We start from the raw sequence: 20147 nt of genomic DNA on the forward strand, positions 1-20147 counted from the left end.
GCCACCTGCAAAGGCGGCCCTTTTTCCTATCTCCCCAAATTCTATCCCCCCAAATTCTATCCCCAATGCGCGTAGATCGGGTCTTCGCGCCCGAAACACCCGCGCACGCTTAGCGCTTCGTAAAAGCCGTCGCGCTGCATGGTTGAAGGGTGCGAATGGTTCCAGTCGGCCACGAAAGTCCGGCTCAGAATCAGCCACTTGCCATCGCGCCGCACATAGCGGTCGATATAGCGGCCCCCAGTCAGCACTTCGGTTCCGGCCTGCACCATCTGCGCCAGCGCATAGTGTTCGCCCACGGCTTCATCGCCGCGCACGTCGATCCATTCGTTGGCGACTGAATGGAAACACATCTCCAGATTGGCCGATACAAACGCGCAGATATCGCGGGCAAAATCCTTGCCGCTGCCGTTGACCACGCCTGAAATCACGGTCGAATCTTCAGTAAAGATCGAGGCGAGCAGGCTTTCGTCTGCACGGTCCACCCCGCGCGCATAGGCCATGCACAAGTCATGGATTTCGGCGCGAGAAAGCGCAGCGTCCAGCGCGGCTTCACGGTCAGTTGCAACTGCAGTCATCGGCGGGGTTCCCTTGGCAGCGGCGGCATGGAAGGCCAGCAGAGCGCGGCCTGCGTCGGCGGCACCTTTGCCGCCTTCGGGCACATAATGGTCGAACGCGACCGGCGGATCGGTGCGCGCGGCGGTGGACGGACGGTTGCTGTTGCCATCCATCACATAGGCACGGTGGGCAATGCGCCATTCCCCATCGCGGCATTCGTGCCGGTCAAGGTATCGGCCATAGACCCAGCGTTGCAGGTCGGCCTCTTCGACATAGGCGATGACATAGGATTCCGACGTGGCGGCGTTGCCATTCACCCTGATCCAGCAGTTGGACGTGCGGTGTGCGGTGGGTAGCGATCCTTTTTGCGCATCGGCCAGAATGCCGACCAGCGTTGTCGCAGGCCCGGCAAAGAAGCCGTAATCGACGGTGGCATCGGGGTGATACGCCGCGCCCAGCAGATGGGCGTCAGCCCGGTCCACGCCTCTGCTGTGCAGCGCCAGCACATTGGCAATGGCGTGGCGGGCAATGAATTCTTCCCTGGCGATCATGGTCCTCGCTTTTCCAAAAAAATCCCCCGGCCACTTGGTGACATGGCCGGGGGCAGGGAGGATCAGGTCAGTATTCCGCTTTCAGCGAAACGCCCCACAGACGCGGCTGGGCATAGTTGGTCAGGCCCAGCGTGCCGGGGCTGTCGAACACAGAGTTGATGTAGCGGCTGTCGAGCAGATTGGTTGCCCAGACCCCCACCGTATAGCGTTCGCCCACCTTCACATCGAAGTTGGCGTTGACGATGTGCTGCGCGCGGATGGTGGCGCGCGGTGTATCGATGATCGACGTCAGCAGCTTTTCACCGGTGTAGTTGTAGGTGGCCGAGAACCGCCCGCGCAGATCACCGCCCATGGCAAATTCATAGGTCGTGCCAAGCGAGCTGGCCCACTTCGGCGCGTTTTGCAAACGCTGGCCCGAAAGGTCGAGCGTCGCGCCGCTGGGCAGCAGGAAGTCGAACGTCTTGTACTTGGCATCGAGGTAGGCAACCGATGCGTTCAGCGTCATGCCTTCCACCGGAACCACGGTGAGTTCGGTTTCAAAGCCCTTGATGGTCGATTTCGCGGCGTTGAGAATGGTGTTGCCCTGCACCAGATTGGCACCGCTGCCCTTGAAGTAGATCTGCGCCAACTGCATGTCGCGATAATTGGTATAGAAGCCCGATACGTTCAGGCGGACATGGCGGTCCAGAAACTCGCTCTTGATCCCGGCTTCGAACGTGTCGACCTTTTCCGGGCCATAAGGGCCAAGGTCGTCCGCAATGCCGATCCGCCCGGTATAACCGCCCGATTTGAAGCCGCGCGCCCAATAGCCATAAAGCATCACGTCATCGTTGACCTTGTAATCAAGGCCCAGCTTCCAGCCCACGTTGTCCCAGCTTTTCGTGCCGCGCGGCGGGGCCACCAGACCGCCGCCGAATGGCACGGTGTTGGTGCCGTCAAGATCGGCAAAGCCGGGCGTGCCCGGATTTGCCGCACCCGCGCCCAGCGCTGCCAGCCAGTTGGCCGTCGCCGTGGCCAGCCGCGTTTCTGTAGACGCCAGCATGCTGGTTTCCTCGTGGGTGTAACGCACGCCCGCTTGCAGGCGCAGCTTGTCGGTCAGGTCGAAATAGGTCTGCGCAAAGGCCGAGATCGAATGGTTGTCCTGATCCTGCAGGTTCTGCTGATACAGCCCCGGCAGGCCCAGCACATAAGTCTGCGCGGCGGTGTTGTAGAACGCGCCACCGGCAAAGTTGATGCGCAGGTTCTGATAGTGGTCGTAATGCGTCTTCAGGTAGAACGCGCCCAGCGTGGCGTTGCCCACATCGCCAATGTCGATATCGCTGCGCAATTCCTGGCTGAACTGCCAGCCTTTAGTGCCGCGCTTGGTATCGATCAGCGGAATCGGGGCGCCGTCCTGATCGGTAAATTCAAACAGCTTCAGGTGTTTGTAGGCGGTAATCGATGTCAGATCGCCCAGCGCGGTTTCGGACAGGCTCATCGTCAGGCTGCCGCGATAGGTGTCCATGTTCGACAGGTCGGGCAGATCGCCGTTGATCCCGCCATCCTGCGCAGAAAAATACGTGTCGGGTGCCTTGCACACCGATCCTGCGGGCGCGCAGGGCGAACGATACATGCCAAGAAAGCCTTCGGGCACGAATTCGGCCTCGCCCGGCAGATTGCCCGCCACCACGATGGGCGATCCGTTGCGCGCGCGGGCATATTCGCCCGAAATCGTGGCATCGAAATTGCCCGATTCATAGCGCAGCGCGCCACGGAAGATCGTCACGTTGCGACGGCCCATGTCCGATCCGTCAACCACGTTGGTCACATAACCATCGCGGCGGTCATGGTTCACGCCAAGGCGCACGGCCAGCCCTTCGCCCAGCGGGGCGTTGATGACCCCGCTGGCGGTCAGGTGGTCATAATTGCCATAGCTCAGGTTCACCTTGCCGCCCAGCTTGTCCAGTTCAGGCTGGCGGTTGACCACGTTGACCACGCCACCGGTGGTGTTCGCGCCAAACAGCGTGCCCTGCGGCCCGCGCAAGATTTCGATGCGCTCCACATCGAACAGGTCCAGCAGCGCGCCCATCGAAAAAAACTGCGGCACGCCATCGTTGACGATGCCCACGGTGTTGCCGGCATAAGGATCGGGTTCGATCACGCCGATGCCGCGAATGGTGAACACCGCGTTGTTGGGCGTATTGGAAAACGTGCCGATTTCGACGTTGGGGACCGCCCCCTGCAGTGCCTGAAGGTTGACCGCGTTCATCGCTTCCACCGCATCACCGCCCAGAGCGGCGATGGAAATGGGCACGTCCTGAAGCTTTTCAGCCTTCTTCTGTGCGGTCACGATGATTTCGGTAATGCCGCCGGTGCTGACGGCGTCTTCGGCCTGCGGCGCTGCCGTCTGTGCCGCAGCCGGAACTGCTGCCACGGCAATGGCCGAAAGCCCGGCCAGCAGAAGATGTGCGTGTGGATTCCTCATGTCGTTCCCTCCCAATGCGCCGCTGTTGATCGCGGTCACCCCAACGTGGGCATCGAATCGGAAATAACCGGCGATGCTGCCGGTTTTATCGACGGGAACTCGTGCGCCTGCCTACTGATCGTTTGGACAGGCCTTTGCAGGCAGGCGCGCGCAGGCTATTTCGGGTTATACGGTGCCGGCATAACCGATAATCAGACAGGCAAGGGTCAACAGGCCCAGACGGGTCCATGTTGCCGCTTCCCCCATCACGAATACGGCGACCATGATGGTCACGATCGGCACGATCGCGGCCAGCGCGGGCATGATAAGGCTGAGCGGCCCACCTTCGCGCAACATCGTGGCCAGCGCCCAGAATGACACCATGTAAATGGCAAGGCAGGCCACGCTCCAGCCCGGATTGCGGAAGGCATCGGTGCGGCCCAGCAGCAGGCTTCCGCCCACTTGCCCTGCGGCACCGATGAAAAACAGCACGATCATGCGCGCGGTAAGTCCGGCGGCAACAGACATCAGCATTCTCCCATCTGGTTATTATGAAGATGGGTTATCGCGCAGGCGCACGCGGTTGAAAGCTGGTGTTTTGGCGGGCGCGGATCGCTGGCGCTATGCACGCCCGCCCATGGGCTGGAAAACTGTCGGCGGTCAGAAATCCGACCAGTCTTCCTCCATCGCCAGATTGCCGCTGATCGCAGGGACGCTGCGCGGGGCGGGCAGGCGCTGGGCCGGGGCCGGGTTATAGACTGGCGTCGGAGCAGGTGCTGGCGCCATGGGGGCATACCCCAGGGCACCGCGTCCGCCGTCGGGCCGGTCGCTGATGCGGAAGCTGGCGAAAGCTTTCGAAAGCTGCGTGGCTTCCTGCGTCAGATTCTTGGTCGCGGCGTTGGTTTCTTCCACCATGGCAGCGTTCTGCTGGGTCATCTGGTCCATCGCGCCGATGGCTTCGTTGATCTTGCGCAGGGCAAGGCTTTGCTCGCCCGCCGTTTCGGCAATGGTAGAGATCGATGCGGTCACCGCACCGACGCGGCCAATGATGGTTTCCAGCGCCGATCCTGTTTCGTTGACCAGCGATACGCCCGAACGGACATGGCTGGTAACGGCGTCGACGCGCTGTTTGATGGCGTTGGCGGCTTCGGTTGCACGCTGGGCCAATGCGCGCACTTCGGATGCAACCACGGCAAAGCCCTTGCCCGCCTCACCCGCGCGGGCAGCTTCCACCCCGGCGTTCAATGCCAGCAGGTTGGTCTGGAAGGCAATGCCATCGATCATCGTGGTGATCTGCGAAATTTCTGCGCTGGCGCGTTCCACGTTGTCCATCGCCTCGATCGCCTTGCTGACGACCAGCCCGCCGTTTTCGGCCTCGCCGCGCGCCTCGACCATCGATCCGCTGACTTCGGCCGCGATCTTGGCATAGTCTTCGATCTGGATGGTCAGGTGGTCCATGGCCGATGACGACGCCTGAAGGCTGGCGGCCTGCTGCTCGCTGCGGTTGGCAAGGTCGGTGGTGGCCTGCTGGATTTCGGTGGAGGTCAGGTTGATGGCCACGATGCTGTCCTGCACTAGCCCCATGGCCTGACAGAGCCGTTCCATCGCGTCGTTGAAATCGCTGGCCACGGCTTGGAACGCGGGCGGCACATCGGACAGGCGCACCGCAAGGTTGGCGTTGGCCACCGCATGCAGGTGCGATCCGATCTTGGCCATGGCCTGTTCGCGGTCTGCCACGGCGCGGGCGCGTTCAAGCGCGGCATTGCGGAATATCATTACCGCCTGCGCCATCGCGCCCAGTTCGTCCGCGCGGTCGGTGCCGGGAATCGGCGCATCGCTCTGGCCATCGGCAAGCGCCGACATCGTGGCGGTCAGCTCGGTAATCGGCGTGGCAATGGCGTGTGAAAGCTTGCGCGACAGCAGCAGCGTCAGGCCGATCATCGTGGCCCCGCCCAGCGCCAGCGCAATCCACGCGAACAGGATGGCGTTTTCCTGTGTGGCCGTGTCAGACGCGATCAACGCGGTCTGTGCATCGCGCACTTCACGCAAGGGCAGCACTGCATCGCTGACCAGCACAGCCTTGCCAGCGGCGCGGATCGCTTCCTGCGCGGCATCACGCTGACCTGATTTTACGACATCAATATATTTGTCGCCCCAGTTTTCGCGCCATTTGAGGGTTTCGGCGCGCGATTGCCGGACACGTTCCTGCATGGCAGGGTCGGTCAGCCGGGTTTCCAGCGCAGCCGAAGTCTTGTCGTAATCGTCACGCCCTTCGTAATAGGATTTCAGATAAGTCGGGTCTGCCGTGACAAGGAACCCGCGCATCTGGCTGTTCTGCCGCAGCAGCGCCGTTTCCAGCGAAAGCGCATCGGCAAGGATTGCCTGGGCTTCAGTGTTGCTGACGGTGATGCTGGACACCATCGCCAGACTGGCTCCGAACACCACCATCATCACGGCTGCCGATACGTTGACAGCGACGAAGGAGAGGCCAAGCCTGCGGGGGATGTTCATGCGGTCGAACACGGTTGCGGTTCCTTGCGAAAAACGGGGCGGATCTTGGGGTGCGGCCCATCCGGGCAGGATGGGCCGCGGGGGGGGGGTCAGAACGAGAAGCGGAGCGAGCCGGTAACGGTGCGGCCATTCATCACTTGCGCATTGGCCAGCCCGGATGCCGGAATGGCGGCAGACGCGATCTGGACGATTGCCAGTTTGTTGAACACGTTGAAGGCGTTGATGCCAATCTGCACCCGGTCGACCGGGCGGAACTGGACGAACGGGCTGACCAGCACATAGCCGGGCTGTTTCAGGATATTGGTATCCTGCGCAAAACTGCTGGTCGTGCCGTTGACCACCGCGCCCAGCGTGACGCGGGCGAGTTCAACCTGTGGGCGGGCCTGAAACGACAGTGACGGGATGTGGCGCGGGTGGTTGCCTTCCAGCGCGGGATCGGTGCGGTCCTTGTCGATCGACGCCTTGGTCCATGTTGCGCCCAGTGTCAGCGCAAACGGCCCATGGCGCACCTCGCCTTCAAATTCCACGCCGCGCGCGCTATACGTGCGGTCAATCGGGATGACGATGACCTGGCCCGTGGCATCTGCGCCAATCTGATAATTGCGCTCTCCGGTCGATGCCCAGAATCCGGTGACATAGGCGGTCAAGCCATCCTTGCGATATTTCAGCCCGGCTTCGGCCTGTTTGACATATCCGAACGCGGTAGAAGGATCGATCAGCGCGCCCGACGCGGGGTTAAGCGAAGCTGCGCCCAGAATGCGTTCGGCATTGGCGCGGCCACCCCGGCTGTATCGGGCAAAAACCGAAAGCGGTTCGGCCACGCGGTAGTTTACGCCAGCGGAATAGGACAGGTAGTCATAGTCATAGTCAACCACGGCGGGCTGGGTCAGTGGCAGGATGGCGACTTTGGTTTCCGGGACTGAAACCGCGCCGTCGCCATTCACGTCGATGATCGCGCTGCTGATGCGCCCGCCGCCATAACTGCCTGAAAAGACGTTGCCCGAAACCGATCCGCGATCGTACCGCAGACTGCCCCCGATGGCGATCTTGCCCACCTGGTAGTTGAGCGAACCATAGGGCGCGAGAATGCGATAATTCAGGTCATAGCGGTTGTGATATTCCGCCAGCGGCACGCCAAAGCCAAAGCCATAGGAATAGATGCCGTTTTCGGTCAGCGGCGTGCCACCGGCCGATGTCAGGTTGACCAGTGCGTTGTTGCCGCCACCTGCAAGATCATTGATGCTGTTGGTGAAATTCCAATACATGTCCACCGCTTGCGATGCAGAGTAAATGCCCGCCGTGGTGGTCAGTCGCCCATCACCAACATTCCACACACGGCTTGCGCGAAGGTCATTGGTGGCATTGTCCAGAGAACTGGTCTTGCCGTTGATGCGGATGGAAAAGGCCAGCAAACCATTGCCGTTCAACGTCGCGGGTGATGAAATCGCCTGCCCCGCCTTGGCTCCGGACGCATAGGAAAGCGTCGCACCCGGCCCGCCGAACAAGGCGGCGATGGCCGCGCCCGGCGCGGTGACCATCGAGATGGCTTCGTTGTATTCGCCGCTGATATCGGCAAAACGGAACTTGTTGGTCACGCTCCAGCCTGCAACATCGAACTGGGCTTCGAAGCCGATCGATTTGGTCACCCCGCGCAATCCGTTGCGCGCGTCGATAGAGGTGCGATTGTTGTTCTGGTCCAGCCCGATATAGCGCGCCGTATTTTGCGATTCATACGCATCGCCGCGCATGCTGTTGCCGGCAATATCGGTCAGCACAGGGGCGTTATCCGTGCCGGTAAGCTGCACCGGTGCCAGCGAATAGTTGGGCTGGCGATCATCCAGATACTTGCCATAAAAGCGGATGAAGCCATTGGCGAACTGGCGCGTGACATTCAACTTGATCTGCCCACCACGGAAACCGTCATAACCGATTTCGCGCGGGCCTTCGCCTTGCCGGTAAAAGCCGCCAACGTGAAAGCGCCAGCCATCGCCCAGCGGGCTGCCATATTCAAAATCGATGCGCTTCAGATCATGGCCGAGGCCGCTGGATACCTGCACCGTGCCGCCTGCGGTTTCGCCGGTCTTGGAAATAAGGTTGACCACACCGCCGGGCGAATTCGACGCAAATGTCGATGCCGATCCGCCGCGAATGGCCTGAACCTGCGACAGTGAAAGGTCGGCGCGGATGAACTGGTCGGCAGAAGCAAAGTGCAGATCGCCAAATTCCAGAACAGGCAGGCCATCTTCCTGAATTTGCAGGAACTTCGATCCATCCGCCGCCAGCGGAAGTCCGCGCACGGTGATTGACGAAAAGCCATCGATGTCAGAGGTTTCGGCACGGATACCCGGAATGTTCTGCATGATCCCGGCAACCGAACTGGCCGAAATCTTGCCCAGATCGGCCTCGTCGATCACGCTGGCCGAAATGGCAGTGTCCAAAAGGTCGCGCCCTTTGGCGACCCCGGTGCTGAAGGCCTTGCGGGCCGGGGCAGGGGCAGTTGCAGGATCAGCAGCTGGATCGCCTTTTCCCTCAGTCGCCATGGCAGGTGATGCGCCCAGGGCCGCACCGGTGCAGGCAAGGGCGGTGGAAGCAAGAAGAAGGGTAAAGCGCATCAGATCCTCGTCACAATGATTCGAGGAATGGAGATAGTCCGGTGGCTTTAACCATGTCCGCGAAGCCCATTATGTAGTTTCACGGTGTCGTCAGGTGTCTTTAGGTGACGTCTGGGCGCGGCATCAGGGAAACCCCCTAGGATGCCATTACCAAGGCCGAAAGCATGACTCTTTAACAATCAGGCCTTGTTGCAGTGCCCTGAAAGATAATGACTTTGTCCATTCTTGCCCCAATCGACCCGGCACCGCATTATCGGGCAGAACCCGCAGAGCCGGGCAGCCGCACCATGGCGCAATTGCGCGTCGAAGCAGACAAGGCGCACGGCTTCGGCAAACCGTTTGTCGCTGCCGTTCTGGAATCGCTGGAGCGGGTCTTGCCGGTGGTTCCTTCACTGTTGCACATGGTCGAAGACTGGCCGGGCGATCTGGCCCCCGCCGGGGTGATATTCCGCCTGAACGCCGGGCTTCACGCGCTGGCGCGGTCTGGCAGGCACCCGCAATTGCAGCGGATTTATGCAGCGGCAGGTAACGGTCTGGTACCCGACGCCGCTCAACTTGATCTTGCCATCGCGCTTGCACTGGCCGAAGGCGAGGCGGATCTTGGCGGTTACATTGCGCGCCCGACGCAAACCAACGAAGTGGGGCGTATTGCCGGGCTGGCGGCAGTGCTGATGGAATTGAATGCGCGCACGGTAATGCCGTCGGAAATTCTGGAACTGGGGTCCAGCGCCGGATTGAATCTCAATCTTGATCGCTATGCCTGCAATGTGTTCGATACCGTGGCGGGCAATCCGCGCAGTCGGGTTCGGATTGCGCCCCGCTGGACAGGGCGCAAGATGCCGTCTGCGCCCGTGCCCATCGCGGCGACGCGCGGGGTCGATCTGCATCCGCTGGATGTTGCCAAGGCACGCCACCGCGAACGGTTGCACGCTTATGTCTGGCCCTGTGAAACCGCGCGCGACCAACGGTTGAGCGCCGCCATCGCTATTGCCCGACGCCATCCGCCACGGGTCGACCGGGGCACTGCGACGGCGTGGCTTGACGCTCAACTGGCCAGCCCGCAGCGTGAAAGTGTGCGCCGCGTGGTGTTCCATTCGATGGTGGTGCAATACATGCCTGAAGCTGAGCGCATTGCCCTGCGCCGCACGCTGGCCCGCGCCGGTGCCGCCGCCACGCCGCAACGTCCACTGGTGGCTGTCGGCCTTGAATGGAGTGGGGATCGCAAGGCGGTGGAACTGCGCGTGCGCCAATGGAATGGCGGTGCGCACGACGGCGCGGCGGCGATTGTCGCATGGTGCCACCCTTATGCTGAATGGTTCGACTGGATCGGATTGCCGGATGCCTGACGCCCGCATCCGGTGGACGCAGGCGCAATACAAAACTTGCAATTATAGAATATAAATTCTAATAAATCTCCGAAGCAAAGCGGAGAGGCTGCAATGGCGTTCGAACTTTCGGTAAACCTTGAATATATGTTCCACGAAGCAGGCGATCGGATCGAGGATCGGATGGCGGCGGCGGCGGCGGCGGGATATTCCAAGGTTGAACTGTTCACCACCGGCGGGCGTGATGTTCCGGCGCTGAAGGCTGCGCTGGATGCCAACGGGCTGCAACTGGTCGGCGTTGTCGCCGATCCGCGTATTCAGCTTGTCGATGTCAAAACCCACGACGGCTTCCGCGCAATGTTTGCGCAGGCCGCTGCCGATGCGCAGGCGCTGGGTTGCCCGCGCATCGTGGTCGGGTCTGGCCCCGCAGTGCCTTACATGAAGCGCGCGGTGCAGTTGAAGATCGTGACCGAAGCGATTGCCAGCGTGGTGCCAGTGGCGCAGGCGCATGGCCTGACGATGATGATCGAACCCGTGAATACCCGCGTCGATCATCCCGGTGTATTGTTTAGCCAGACCGAAGATGCGCTGGCGGTGATCGAAGGCATCGGAAGCCCCACCGTGCGCCTGCTCTACGATATCTACCATTCCATCGTCGAAGGCGAAGATCCGGCGCAAATCCTGCCGCGCGTTGCCCCACTGATCGAACATATCCAGGTGGCCGATGCGCCGGGCCGGGGTGAGCCGGGATCGGGCAAGGTCGATTGGCCTGCCATGCTCGGCCTGCTCAAATCCGTCGGCTATACTGGCCTCATTGGCGTGGAATGCACCCCCACAGGGCCAACGGCAGAGGCGCTGGCTTGGTTCAGAGATCTGGCCGCCGGGGTCTGACAATCGCAAAAAAGGGCCGCCCGGCAAAGGCGGCCCTTTTGGCATTTCAGGCTGTATGCCGCCCTCAGGAAGGGCGGCGCTCCGTGCGGCCCTTTGGCTTGGGCTTGAAGCCGGGCTTGCCGCGATGGGGCGGGCGCTGTTCGCCGTCGTTCCCACGCGGTCCATTGCCGTGACGGCCTTCATAACCACCACGGGCGGGACGACGTTCGCGCGCCATTTCGCGCGGGCTTTCCGTCGATGCCTGAATGGTGATGCCGGTTTCATCTTCTGCGCCTGCCTGACCCGTGCGGCGCAGCGCTTCGGCAAAGCGGTCGGCGATGGCGCGCGGAATCTGGAAGAAGGTTTCGGTGGCCGCAATGCGGATCGCGCCGATTTCGTTGCGGGTGATGTGGCCCCGGCGGCAGATCAACGGCAGCAGCCAGCGCGGATCGGCGTTCTGGCGGCGGCCGATATCCATATGGAACCACACGGTATCTTCAAACCCTTCGCGATGGCCAGACTGCGTGCGTGCATCGGCCGGCGACTGCGAAATCAGTTCTTCGGGTTCGGGGATGCCCTTCTTCTGTGCCTGAACCAGTGCCAGCGCCATGGCCATCGGGTCCATCGTGGCAACCAGCTGCTCGGCGGTTTCGCGCTCACCGTCGGTCGCTTCCACGGGTGCCTGCAGCGCTTCCAGCAGGCGCGCGCGGTCGCGTTCGCGGATGACTTCGGCGGTCGGCACTTCGATCCACTGCACGTTGACGCGGGCGACGCGCAGCAGGCCTTCCACGCGGCGACGGCGCGGATAGGGCACGATCAGCGCGGCAATACCCTTGCGCCCGGCGCGCCCGGTGCGGCCCGAACGGTGCTGCAACACTTCGGCATCGCGCGGCAGTTCTACGTGAATAACCAGGCTGAGTGAGGGCACGTCGATGCCGCGTGCGGCAACGTCGGTGGCAACGCAGATGCGCGCGCGGCCATCGCGCAGGGCCTGCAGCGCGTTGTTGCGCTCGCTCTGGCTGTGTTCGCCCGAAAGTGCGACGGCGGCGAAGCCGCGTTCCACCAGCGAGGAATGCAGGCGGCGCACGCTGTCGCGCGTGGCGCAGAACAGGATGGCGGTCTCCGCTTCATGGAAGCGCAGCAGGTTGATGACCGCGCCTTCGATATCGGCAGGGGCCACGGCCACCGCTTCATACGAGATGTCGCCATGGCCGCGCGTGTCGCTGACCGTGGAAATGCGCAGGGCATCGCGCTGATAGCGCTTGGCCAGAGCTTCGATCGGCTTTGGCATCGTGGCCGAGAACAGCAGGGTGCGGCGTTCGGCGGGCGATGCGTCGAGGATTTCTTCCAGATCTTCGCGGAAGCCCATGTCGAGCATTTCGTCCGCTTCATCCAGCACCACATGCGCCAGCGCCGACAGGTCAAGCGCGCCGCGTTCCAGATGGTCGCGCAAACGACCCGGCGTGCCAACCACAATCTGCGCGCCCTGTTGCAGGGTGCGGCGTTCGCGCGAAGGGTCCATCCCGCCGACGCAGGTTGCAATGCGCATTCCGGTCTTGCCATACAGCCATGCCAGTTCGCGGCTGACCTGCAGTGCCAGTTCGCGCGTGGGCGCAATTACCAGCGCCAGCGGGGCGGGCAGAAAGTGGCCCTTGCCTTCCGCCAGCATCCGGTCAGCCATGGCAATGCCGAATGCTACCGTCTTGCCCGACCCGGTCTGCGCCGAAACCAGCAGATCGCGCCCTTCTGCTTCTGGTGCGACAACAGCAGCCTGAACCGGCGTCGGTTCGGCATAGCCTTGCGCCTCAAGGGCTTGTGCGATGGGGGCGGGGAGGGTGGGGAAAGGCATATTGGCGGTTCGATTCATCTTGAACGGAATAAACCCGACAGGCGGCGGGCCTGCCGGGGCAGCATGTCGGGACAGCGATCTTGAGATTCGTTATCCGTCTCGGCGACGTCAGCGCCGCCGCCCTTAGGCCCGAAATTGCCAAAATGCAACTTCGGGCCTTATCCTTACACTTTCGCGTCCTGAAGGATCAATTCGGCCGCCCGTTCGGCCACTGCAATGGCGGGGCCATTGGTGTTGCCCGAAACCGGCGTGGGCATGATGGAACAGTCCACCACGCGCAAACCGGCAATGCCGTGAACGCGGGCACGGGCATCGGTCACCGAATCTGTTTCGCTGGTGCCCATCGAACAGGTGCCGGTGCCGTGCAAGCCGCCTTCGACCATCTTGGCCAGTTCGGCGGCGATGGCGTCATCGTCCTGCACCGACGGGCCGGGCATGCGTTCGGTGCCGATAAACGGCTTCAGCGGATCGGACGTGGCGATGGCGCGGAACAGCTTGAACAGTTCCACCGCTTTGGCCCTGTCATAAGGATCGGCCCAGATCGCGGCGTCGATGATCGGAGCGTCACGGAAATTGGGCGACGTCAGCATGACCGAACCCCGGCTGCGCGGGCGCAGGTGATAGCCGGAGAAGGTCAGACCCGGATTGGGGGTCAGCGGACTGCCGGGCCTTGCCGCCATTTCATTGACCGTGCGCATGGCAAACGGCGCGGCGGCCACCTGAAAATCGGGCCAGGCAGGGTCTACGCCTTCGCTGGCGATCAACCCGGTCAGCGGCATGCCTACGCGCGCCAGGTGCCCGGTCCCGGTGGCGAAATATTGCAGGGCATTGCGATAAAGCCGCCAGCCAAAGAATTCGCGGTTGGTGCCGGGATGGTTGTTCAGATCGAACGACACACCGAACTTTTGATGATCGGCAAGGTTCTGCCCCACCGCCGCCAGTTCCTTGATAACCGGAATGCCCAGCGCCTGAAGCACGGCGCCGGGACCAACGCCTGAAAGCTGTAGCAATTGCGGCGAACCATAGACGCCTGCCGAAACGATGACTTCGGCCTTGGCGGTGTGGACCGTTTCGGCCCCATGCGCTTCGCAGACGACTCCGGCGGCGCGGCCATTCTCGATCACCACGCGCTTGACCGCCGTATAAGTGGCAATGGTCAGGTTATGGCGGTTCTCTATCGGCTTCACGAAGGCCTTGTAGGTCGATTCGCGCACGCCCTTGCGGTCAACCGTATATTGGCTGCGGCCCACGCCATGCGCGCCCGGCGTGGTGATATCGTCCAGCCAAGGCATCCCTTGCGTGCCAAAGCCCTGCGCCAGTGCATCGAACACCGGGGATTTATAGGTGGAGGCGGTGACTTGCAGTTCGCCATCACGCCCGCGCCCCTGATGAGCGCCCGGTTCGCGGTAGCTTTCGACCTTGCCATAACAGCGGGCGATTTCGTCCCAGCCCCAGCCGGGCAGGCCGCGTTCCACCCAGCCATCGAAATCGCTGGGCATTCCAGTAAGATACCATGTGCCGTTGATGGCCGATGATCCGCCAAGGCCGCGCCCATAAGTATGGATGCCGCCGCGCATCCCTTCGCGCGGCTTCAGCGGGAAGACGCGGAAATAGGCCGGGTTGCCCATGATCTTAACAAAGCCGCCGGCCATCTTGATGAAGGGGTGCTGGTTATCGCCCCCATCCTCGATCAACAGCACGCGGTTCTTCGGATCGGCGCTCAGGCGGTTGGCCAGCACGCATCCGGCTGAACCTGCACCCACGATGATATAATCGAATTCGGCCATCTTGCCTTCGCATCCGTTCGGAAATTAGAATGAAACTCTTGTTCGCTTTTTATCAGCACAGGCCTTGACCTCGTGTCAAGCGGCAATTAGAAGTCAAATTCTAATTGATGTTGTGGGAGAGCATATCGTGCTGCCAGTCGAACGGGTTATCGGGGAAGAAGGCCTTGCCGCTGTGGACGGAGGGTTGAAACTGGCCATGCGCCTGCCGTGGTATCGTTCGCTGCCGTTCTCCACGGTCGAAGTGGGCAGCCTTGCCATCGATGGTCAGGCTGTGGAACTGTCCACCGCGCTGGTGGAATATGACGGCGAAACCTGGCCGCTTTGCGAAAACGGAGAGAAGGTGGACACCTTCTGGTTCGTGCGTGACAGCGCGTTCCTGATTCTGCCGGGTCTTTCGTTCGACGCGGGCAGCGAACACGAAGTGGCGCTGAACCTCTTCGTCAGCCCGCCCTACATCCCCGGCATGAAGCGCACCAATCCGCAGACGCAAACGCTGCCGGTTGCCGTCGCGGCTTGAAAGAGGATCACATTACCATGACCACCGCAACCGGGCCGCAAGTCGGCGTCACCCTCTATTCCTTCACAAACGAATGGCTGACGCGCCAGTTCGAACTCGACAGTCTGCTGGCCGAAGTCGCCAAGCGTGGGCTTGGGCCGAACATCGAAATCATCGGCTTCCAGAACTTCAAGGAATTCCCTGATGTTTCTGATGCCTATGCCGAAAAATTCAAGGAAATGATCGCGCAAACCGGCCTGAACCCGGTGTCCTGCGCGATCAATTCAGACCGCTTTCTCAAGCCCGGTCAGCAGCCGATCGACGATGCTGCGCTGGTGGAATACCACAAGCGCCAGCTTCGTTCGGCCAAGAAGATGGGCTTCAGCCTGGTGCGTTACCAGTTCGCGCTGCCGGTTCACCTGCTGCCCGAAATTGCGCCCTATGCTGAAGAACTCGACATCCGCATGGGCGTTGAAGTCCACGCTCCGATGTGGGCGGGCCACCCCGCCGTGCAGGCCTATGGCGAGATGTATGACAAGCTGAACACGCCGGTTCTGGGCTGGATTCCCGATTTTGGCGGCACGGCCAGCCGTATTCCGGAATCGATGCTGAATGCCGCGCGCAAGACCGGCGCTTCGGAAAGCCTGCTCGACAAGCTGAAGGAAGTCTGGCTGGAACAGGGCATGAGCCATGAAAAGGCAGGGCGCCTGCGTGAATGGGGCCTCGCCAATGGCCACGCGCCCCTGCACATTCAGGCCGCATGCCTTGCCTTCTTCATCCTGTCCAACAACGATCCCAAAAGCTGGGCTGCGCTGGTGGACCGGACCATCCACATCCATGGCAAATTCTATGGCGTGGACGACAATGGCGTCGAAGAAGCGATCGATTACGAAACGATCCTTCCCCTGTTCCGCGATGGCGGGTTCACGGGCACGCTGGTCAGTGAATGGGAAGGCCACGCCTATGACACGCGCGACGCCTTCGAACAGGTCCGGCGCCATCAGGCCATGTGCAAGCGGATCTTCGCTGGCGGTTGATCTGGCCGGATATGAAGTTCAAGCAAGGGCGGGAAGTTATGGCTTTCCCGCCCTTTTTTTCGGCGCGGCGCCTTTACCTCACTCCCCGTAAACCCACGCTTCACGCAAATAGGAAAATTCGCCTGCGCCCTGCCAACTCGCGCCATCGGGGAAGCGCAGCTCGATTCCGGCAAGGTCGGCCTCATCCGCCAGCCGCATGTTCACGCCCATCATGGTGTTGCCGAACTTTTCGGCGGCCCAGGACGTCAAGGTAAAATGCGTGGTCGCGCCGCAGGTGGGGCAGAAATGCACTTGGGCGGCAGGGTCTGCCTTGTCGGTGCGGGTGAAGTGGCGGGTTTCACCGCCGACGGTCACTTGGTCGGGGTGGAAATATCCCCAGTGCGCGCCGGACTTGCGGCACAGCGCGCAGTTGCAGGCATGGACAAAATCGGGGAGTTTGGCAGGCGTCATGCGCACTGCGCCGCACAGGCAGGAAAGATCAGGCATTTCTGCTGCCTAGCATAAATTTCGCATCATGCGCCAAGGTGTGAACCAGCACACATTTTTCCAGTCATTGTGGTGCTATTGCACCCCTGCGACCCGAAGGGCTTTGCAGATGCAAAGTTCTTTAACTTCAAAAGGGGCGGTGCCATTGCGCACCGTCCCTCTTTTTTCAGGTTGCCTTGCCGATCAGCGACCTGCGCGGATTTCTGCGATTTCGGCAGCAGACAAATCGCGGATCTTCACATTGCGCATGAACACTTCGGCCGCTTCGAATTCCAGCGCGATGCGGCCCATGGTCAACGGCGCGCCGCTGCGGCCGACCATGCGGAAAAGCGTGTTGACGATGCGTCCGTTGACAAGGTGCGCGGCCTGATCGTCAAAGGCATAAAGATCGATGGTGTTCCAGTCGTCCAGCCGTTCATACTGGCCGTTGTGGCGATGCCACTGGCGGGCAATTTCACCCGCCTGCAGTGGCGCAACATAGTCTGTAGGCAGGCCAGGGAAATAGCTTGGCCAAAGCGGTGTTCCGCCAAGTTGTGGGCCTTGCAGCGCCTTGGTGTTGACCATGATCGCATCACCAATATCGCCTTCTTCGAACTGGAATTCGACGCAATCGGGGAACAGCCGGTCAAGTTCCGGCGCCATATGATACAGCAGGCCTGAGTTGCGGCGCTGAAGCAGGCGCGGGGCAAAGCGGCGTTCGCCAAAGCGGAAATCCATCCGCAGATGGAAATTGGCATATTCGCGTGTTGTGGCGATATGGCCAAAGCTGGCCTTGTCCGGCCCGGTAAACTTCGGGCCAAGCAGGTGCAGCACACCCCTTTCAATGCTGATCGCGCCATGTGGATCGGCATTGCCTTCGCCCTGTTCAAACAGGGTCCAGCCATCAAGATCGCGACCGTTGAACAACGGTTGCCATGGAGAGGGAAGAACCTCTGCCTTGCTGGCGGCCAGCGCCAACCGGGGGAACAGCGCGGCGCTCGATACCGCGCCGATGGATTGCAGTGCTGTGCGGCGGGTCAGCATCTATTGCTCCCACTTTTATTTCCCGCACAGGACGTTTGCGGGCAAACGCCCCGTGCGGTAGATGTTCTTGGGAATCAGGCCGCCAGCGCCAGTTCCTTGGTGTCCTTCGTGGTCGGCACGAAGGGCAGGTAGGATACGCGGTTGCGGACGGCAAAGGTGATCGTGTGCGTGCCGGCGGAAAGTCCGCCGTTCAGCGCAATGATCGTGGCCTTTTCGCCAAAGTTCCAGCGGTCGTCATAGACCGTTTCCATTTCATCCAGCGTATAGGTCTTGCCACGTACCGAAAAGCGGATGGCTTCGCGCGGAAGGGTTTCGCCGTCGACCGAAACGACAATGTCCTCGATCATCGACAGGCCAAGGCCACGGTAATAGGGCAGACGCCCCAGGAACGAAAAGCCGCCCTCGACACTGGCAAGGCTGCCTTCGACGATCATCTTGTTGTCCATCATGGCAAATTCTCCTTATGCCGTCGCGAGCGTCTTGAGCGCGGGCACTTCGGCCTCGCCCAGCAGCTTGGCCAGCATCACTTGCTGGCGGCGCACCTGTTCCACCGAATCCGGCTCTTCGGCATCCTCGATCCACCGGTTCCCTTCGTATTCCGAACAGATGTAGCCCTGATAGCCGCCCTGCTGCAGCACTTTGACGATCTGGTCATAGGGGATCGACGGTTCCACGTAGTCTTCCGTCATCTGGTAGAACTTGCCGTGGATGTTGTGGATGCGGTGCATGTAATCCAGCATCCGCTTGGGTTCGAACGCGGCGTTGTGGCGCATGGTTTCGGCCATGGCAATGGCGGGGCCGGTGCCGCCCATCTGCTGCACGTTCAGGATGACGTATTCGGACAAAACGCGGTCCTCGTATGCCTTTTCAACATAGTCCGCGATGTGCTGGGGCACGCCAATGCGCATGAACTTTTCCTTCCACACGGGCGGGAAGGCGAACAGGAACATGCCCATGTCGGGCAGAAAGCCCAGCGCGTCGGAACCGGATTTTTCAAAGGCTTCGGCGTGGCGGATGATCCACGGATGGTCAAAGTGCAGCGGTGCGTGCACTTCGATCAGGATCTTGATGTTCTTTTCTTCGGCATAAGGCGCTGCGGCCACAAGCACTTCGGGCGCGATCGAAACCAGCGCGCGGATATACTTCATGCCCAGACGCGCACCGAAATCGATGTCGTTCTTCACGCTGGCCACCTGTTCGTCAAAGGCCATTTCGCGGCCCTTGTAACGCTTGTAGTCCAGCATGAAATCGTGGCTGACGGCCGTGCAGTCATACTTGGCGATCAGGCGATGCCAATTGTCCACGTCGTCCTGCGCCACGCCGCATTCGGGCCAGCCCCAGAAGGTCTGTTCACCGATGATCTCGATGCCGTGCGCGCCCAGTTCGGCACTGGTGCGGATGCAGTCTTCAAGGCTCATTTTGCCCTGAAACGTCTCGTTCTGATAGGAATAGAGGCTGACGCCCCGTTTGATTGCGCTGGTCACACTTCACCTCTTGGCGGATGGTCGTCTGTGGCCGGGCACAAGCCGCATGAATGAACAGTGCCGAGTTTACGGGCGGAGTGTGGGCCTTCGTGGCTCTCCCCTGGGGTCTGATGCCCTCTATTGGAATTTATATTCCACTATTCAGCGAGTCGCGTCAAGGGATCATGCGAATGGCGCTTGAACACGTTTTAGAATCAACATACTCATTCAATACCGAAGGGCGCAGCACGGCGAAAAACGCCGGAACCACAGTAAATTTCGGGAGAGGTAAATGATACGCAAACCTGTTCACGCGGGCTTTATGGTCGTGGTCGCCACACTGGCATTTTCCAATCCGGCATCTGCAAAGGACGACAGCGCCACGCAGATCGCCGCGCTCAAGGCTGAAATGGCCCAGCTTCGGCAGGTCGCGCAGTCCACGCAGGATCACGCTGCTGTGGAGAACCTGTTCTCCAGGTACATGTATCTGCACAACGCTTTCCGCGATACCGACATCATCCCGTTATGGGCCAAGAAGGGCACCCCCGGCGTCCGATCGCAATACAGCAACCTTGGCGTCTATACCGACTGGGACAAGATCATGTCCTATCATCAGGGTCGCCCGGCTCCGGTTAGCAAGCTGGTGTTCCACTATATCACCACGCCCATGATCGAAGTTGCCGCCGATGGGCAGACAGCCAAGGGGCTGTGGATCGTCAACGGGCTTGAATCCGGCCTGGTAGAGCCGGAGCACGCAAAAAATATGCCGGCATGGATGTTCGAAAAGGATCTTGTGCAAGGCAAGAAGGTCTGGATGCACAACGTCTATCTCAAATACGGCATCGACTTCATCAAGCAGGATGGTCAGTGGAAGATCTGGCACTTCCACTGTTTTGAAGTGGCCCGTGCGCCCTATGGCATGGGCTGGATTCCCTTCGCCGCCGCCGCGCAGGATGATGCCTTCAATGTCGATCTGATGTATGTGGGTGATGACGGCAAACCGGTGTTCATGCCCAAGGTCGATGGCCCGGCCACGGTGCTTTCCAACACCTACCGCACCGATACCTCGCAAAAGCTTGAGGCGCGTCCACCCGAACCTTATCGCACGTTCAGCGAGACGTTTGAATATTGAAGGGCAG

At 61.1% G+C, this 20147-nt stretch carries 16 protein-coding genes; 5 read left to right on the forward strand and 11 right to left on the reverse strand.

Going from position 1 to position 20147, the window contains the following annotated elements; translation table 11 throughout:
• Positions 1-56: 56 nt before the first annotated feature.
• From OVA07_RS18240 to OVA07_RS18260, 5 genes are all read right to left on the reverse strand, one after another.
• Positions 57-1106 (reverse strand): nuclear transport factor 2 family protein, encoded by a 1050-nt coding sequence (locus OVA07_RS18240; RefSeq protein ID WP_268173112.1) that lies wholly within the window; start codon positions 1104-1106, stop codon positions 57-59.
• 67 nt (positions 1107-1173) lie between these two features.
• A complete protein-coding gene (locus tag OVA07_RS18245; RefSeq protein WP_268173113.1) occupies positions 1174-3570 on the reverse strand; it encodes a TonB-dependent receptor in 2397 nt (798 codons plus the stop codon).
• 165 nt (positions 3571-3735) lie between these two features.
• Positions 3736-4077, reverse strand: a complete 342-nt coding sequence (locus OVA07_RS18250; RefSeq protein ID WP_268173114.1) for a hypothetical protein — start codon at positions 4075-4077, stop codon at positions 3736-3738.
• Positions 4078-4209: 132 nt separating this feature from the next.
• Entirely contained in the window at positions 4210-6072 is a 1863-nt protein-coding gene (locus OVA07_RS18255; RefSeq protein ID WP_268173115.1) for a methyl-accepting chemotaxis protein, read from the reverse strand.
• A 77-nt stretch (positions 6073-6149) separates the two neighbouring features.
• Positions 6150-8600: a TonB-dependent receptor domain-containing protein gene (locus tag OVA07_RS18260; protein WP_268173116.1), complete on the reverse strand. Its 2451-nt coding sequence runs from the start codon at positions 8598-8600 to the stop codon at positions 6150-6152.
• Positions 8601-8881: 281 nt separating this feature from the next.
• Between OVA07_RS18260 and OVA07_RS18265 the strand changes: the two genes are divergently transcribed.
• Together OVA07_RS18265 and OVA07_RS18270 are read left to right on the forward strand one after the other, a co-directional pair.
• Positions 8882-10018: a DUF2332 domain-containing protein gene (locus tag OVA07_RS18265; RefSeq protein WP_268173117.1), complete on the forward strand. Its 1137-nt coding sequence runs from the start codon at positions 8882-8884 to the stop codon at positions 10016-10018.
• Between the two features lie 93 nt (positions 10019-10111).
• Positions 10112-10888, forward strand: coding sequence for a TIM barrel protein (locus tag OVA07_RS18270; protein ID WP_268173118.1), 777 nt, complete (start codon positions 10112-10114; stop codon positions 10886-10888).
• A 64-nt stretch (positions 10889-10952) separates the two neighbouring features.
• On the opposite strand, the gene OVA07_RS18275 is transcribed toward OVA07_RS18270, so the two are convergent.
• Together OVA07_RS18275 and OVA07_RS18280 are read right to left on the reverse strand one after the other, a co-directional pair.
• A complete protein-coding gene (locus tag OVA07_RS18275) occupies positions 10953-12716 on the reverse strand; it encodes a DEAD/DEAH box helicase (RefSeq protein ID WP_268173119.1) in 1764 nt (587 codons plus the stop codon).
• 164 nt (positions 12717-12880) lie between these two features.
• Positions 12881-14503: a GMC family oxidoreductase gene (locus OVA07_RS18280; protein WP_268173120.1), complete on the reverse strand. Its 1623-nt coding sequence runs from the start codon at positions 14501-14503 to the stop codon at positions 12881-12883.
• 127 nt (positions 14504-14630) lie between these two features.
• On the opposite strand from OVA07_RS18280, the gene OVA07_RS18285 reads away from it, so the two are divergent.
• Both OVA07_RS18285 and OVA07_RS18290 read left to right on the forward strand, forming a co-directional pair.
• Positions 14631-15020 (forward strand): C-glycoside deglycosidase beta subunit domain-containing protein, encoded by a 390-nt coding sequence (locus OVA07_RS18285; protein WP_268173121.1) that lies wholly within the window; start codon positions 14631-14633, stop codon positions 15018-15020.
• Positions 15021-15037: 17 nt separating this feature from the next.
• Entirely contained in the window at positions 15038-16036 is a 999-nt protein-coding gene (locus OVA07_RS18290) for a sugar phosphate isomerase/epimerase family protein (RefSeq protein WP_268173122.1), read from the forward strand.
• A 78-nt stretch (positions 16037-16114) separates the two neighbouring features.
• On the opposite strand, the gene OVA07_RS18295 is transcribed toward OVA07_RS18290, so the two are convergent.
• From OVA07_RS18295 to OVA07_RS18310, 4 genes are all read right to left on the reverse strand, one after another.
• A complete protein-coding gene (locus OVA07_RS18295; RefSeq protein WP_268173123.1) occupies positions 16115-16522 on the reverse strand; it encodes a GFA family protein in 408 nt (135 codons plus the stop codon).
• 183 nt (positions 16523-16705) lie between these two features.
• Positions 16706-17545, reverse strand: a complete 840-nt coding sequence (locus OVA07_RS18300; RefSeq protein ID WP_268173124.1) for a 3-keto-disaccharide hydrolase — start codon at positions 17543-17545, stop codon at positions 16706-16708.
• 74 nt (positions 17546-17619) lie between these two features.
• Positions 17620-17994 (reverse strand): C-glycoside deglycosidase beta subunit domain-containing protein, encoded by a 375-nt coding sequence (locus OVA07_RS18305; RefSeq protein WP_268173125.1) that lies wholly within the window; start codon positions 17992-17994, stop codon positions 17620-17622.
• A gap of 12 nt (positions 17995-18006) precedes the next feature.
• Positions 18007-19029 (reverse strand): sugar phosphate isomerase/epimerase family protein, encoded by a 1023-nt coding sequence (locus OVA07_RS18310; protein WP_268173126.1) that lies wholly within the window; start codon positions 19027-19029, stop codon positions 18007-18009.
• 271 nt (positions 19030-19300) lie between these two features.
• Between OVA07_RS18310 and OVA07_RS18315 the strand changes: the two genes are divergently transcribed.
• Positions 19301-20140 carry a nuclear transport factor 2 family protein gene (locus OVA07_RS18315; protein WP_268173127.1) on the forward strand — a complete coding sequence of 280 codons (840 nt, stop codon included), beginning with the start codon at positions 19301-19303 and terminating at the stop codon, positions 20138-20140.
• Positions 20141-20147: the final 7 nt, after the last annotated feature.

This window comes from Novosphingobium sp. SL115, assembly GCF_026672515.1.
In the GTDB taxonomy this organism is placed as follows: domain Bacteria; phylum Pseudomonadota; class Alphaproteobacteria; order Sphingomonadales; family Sphingomonadaceae; genus Novosphingobium.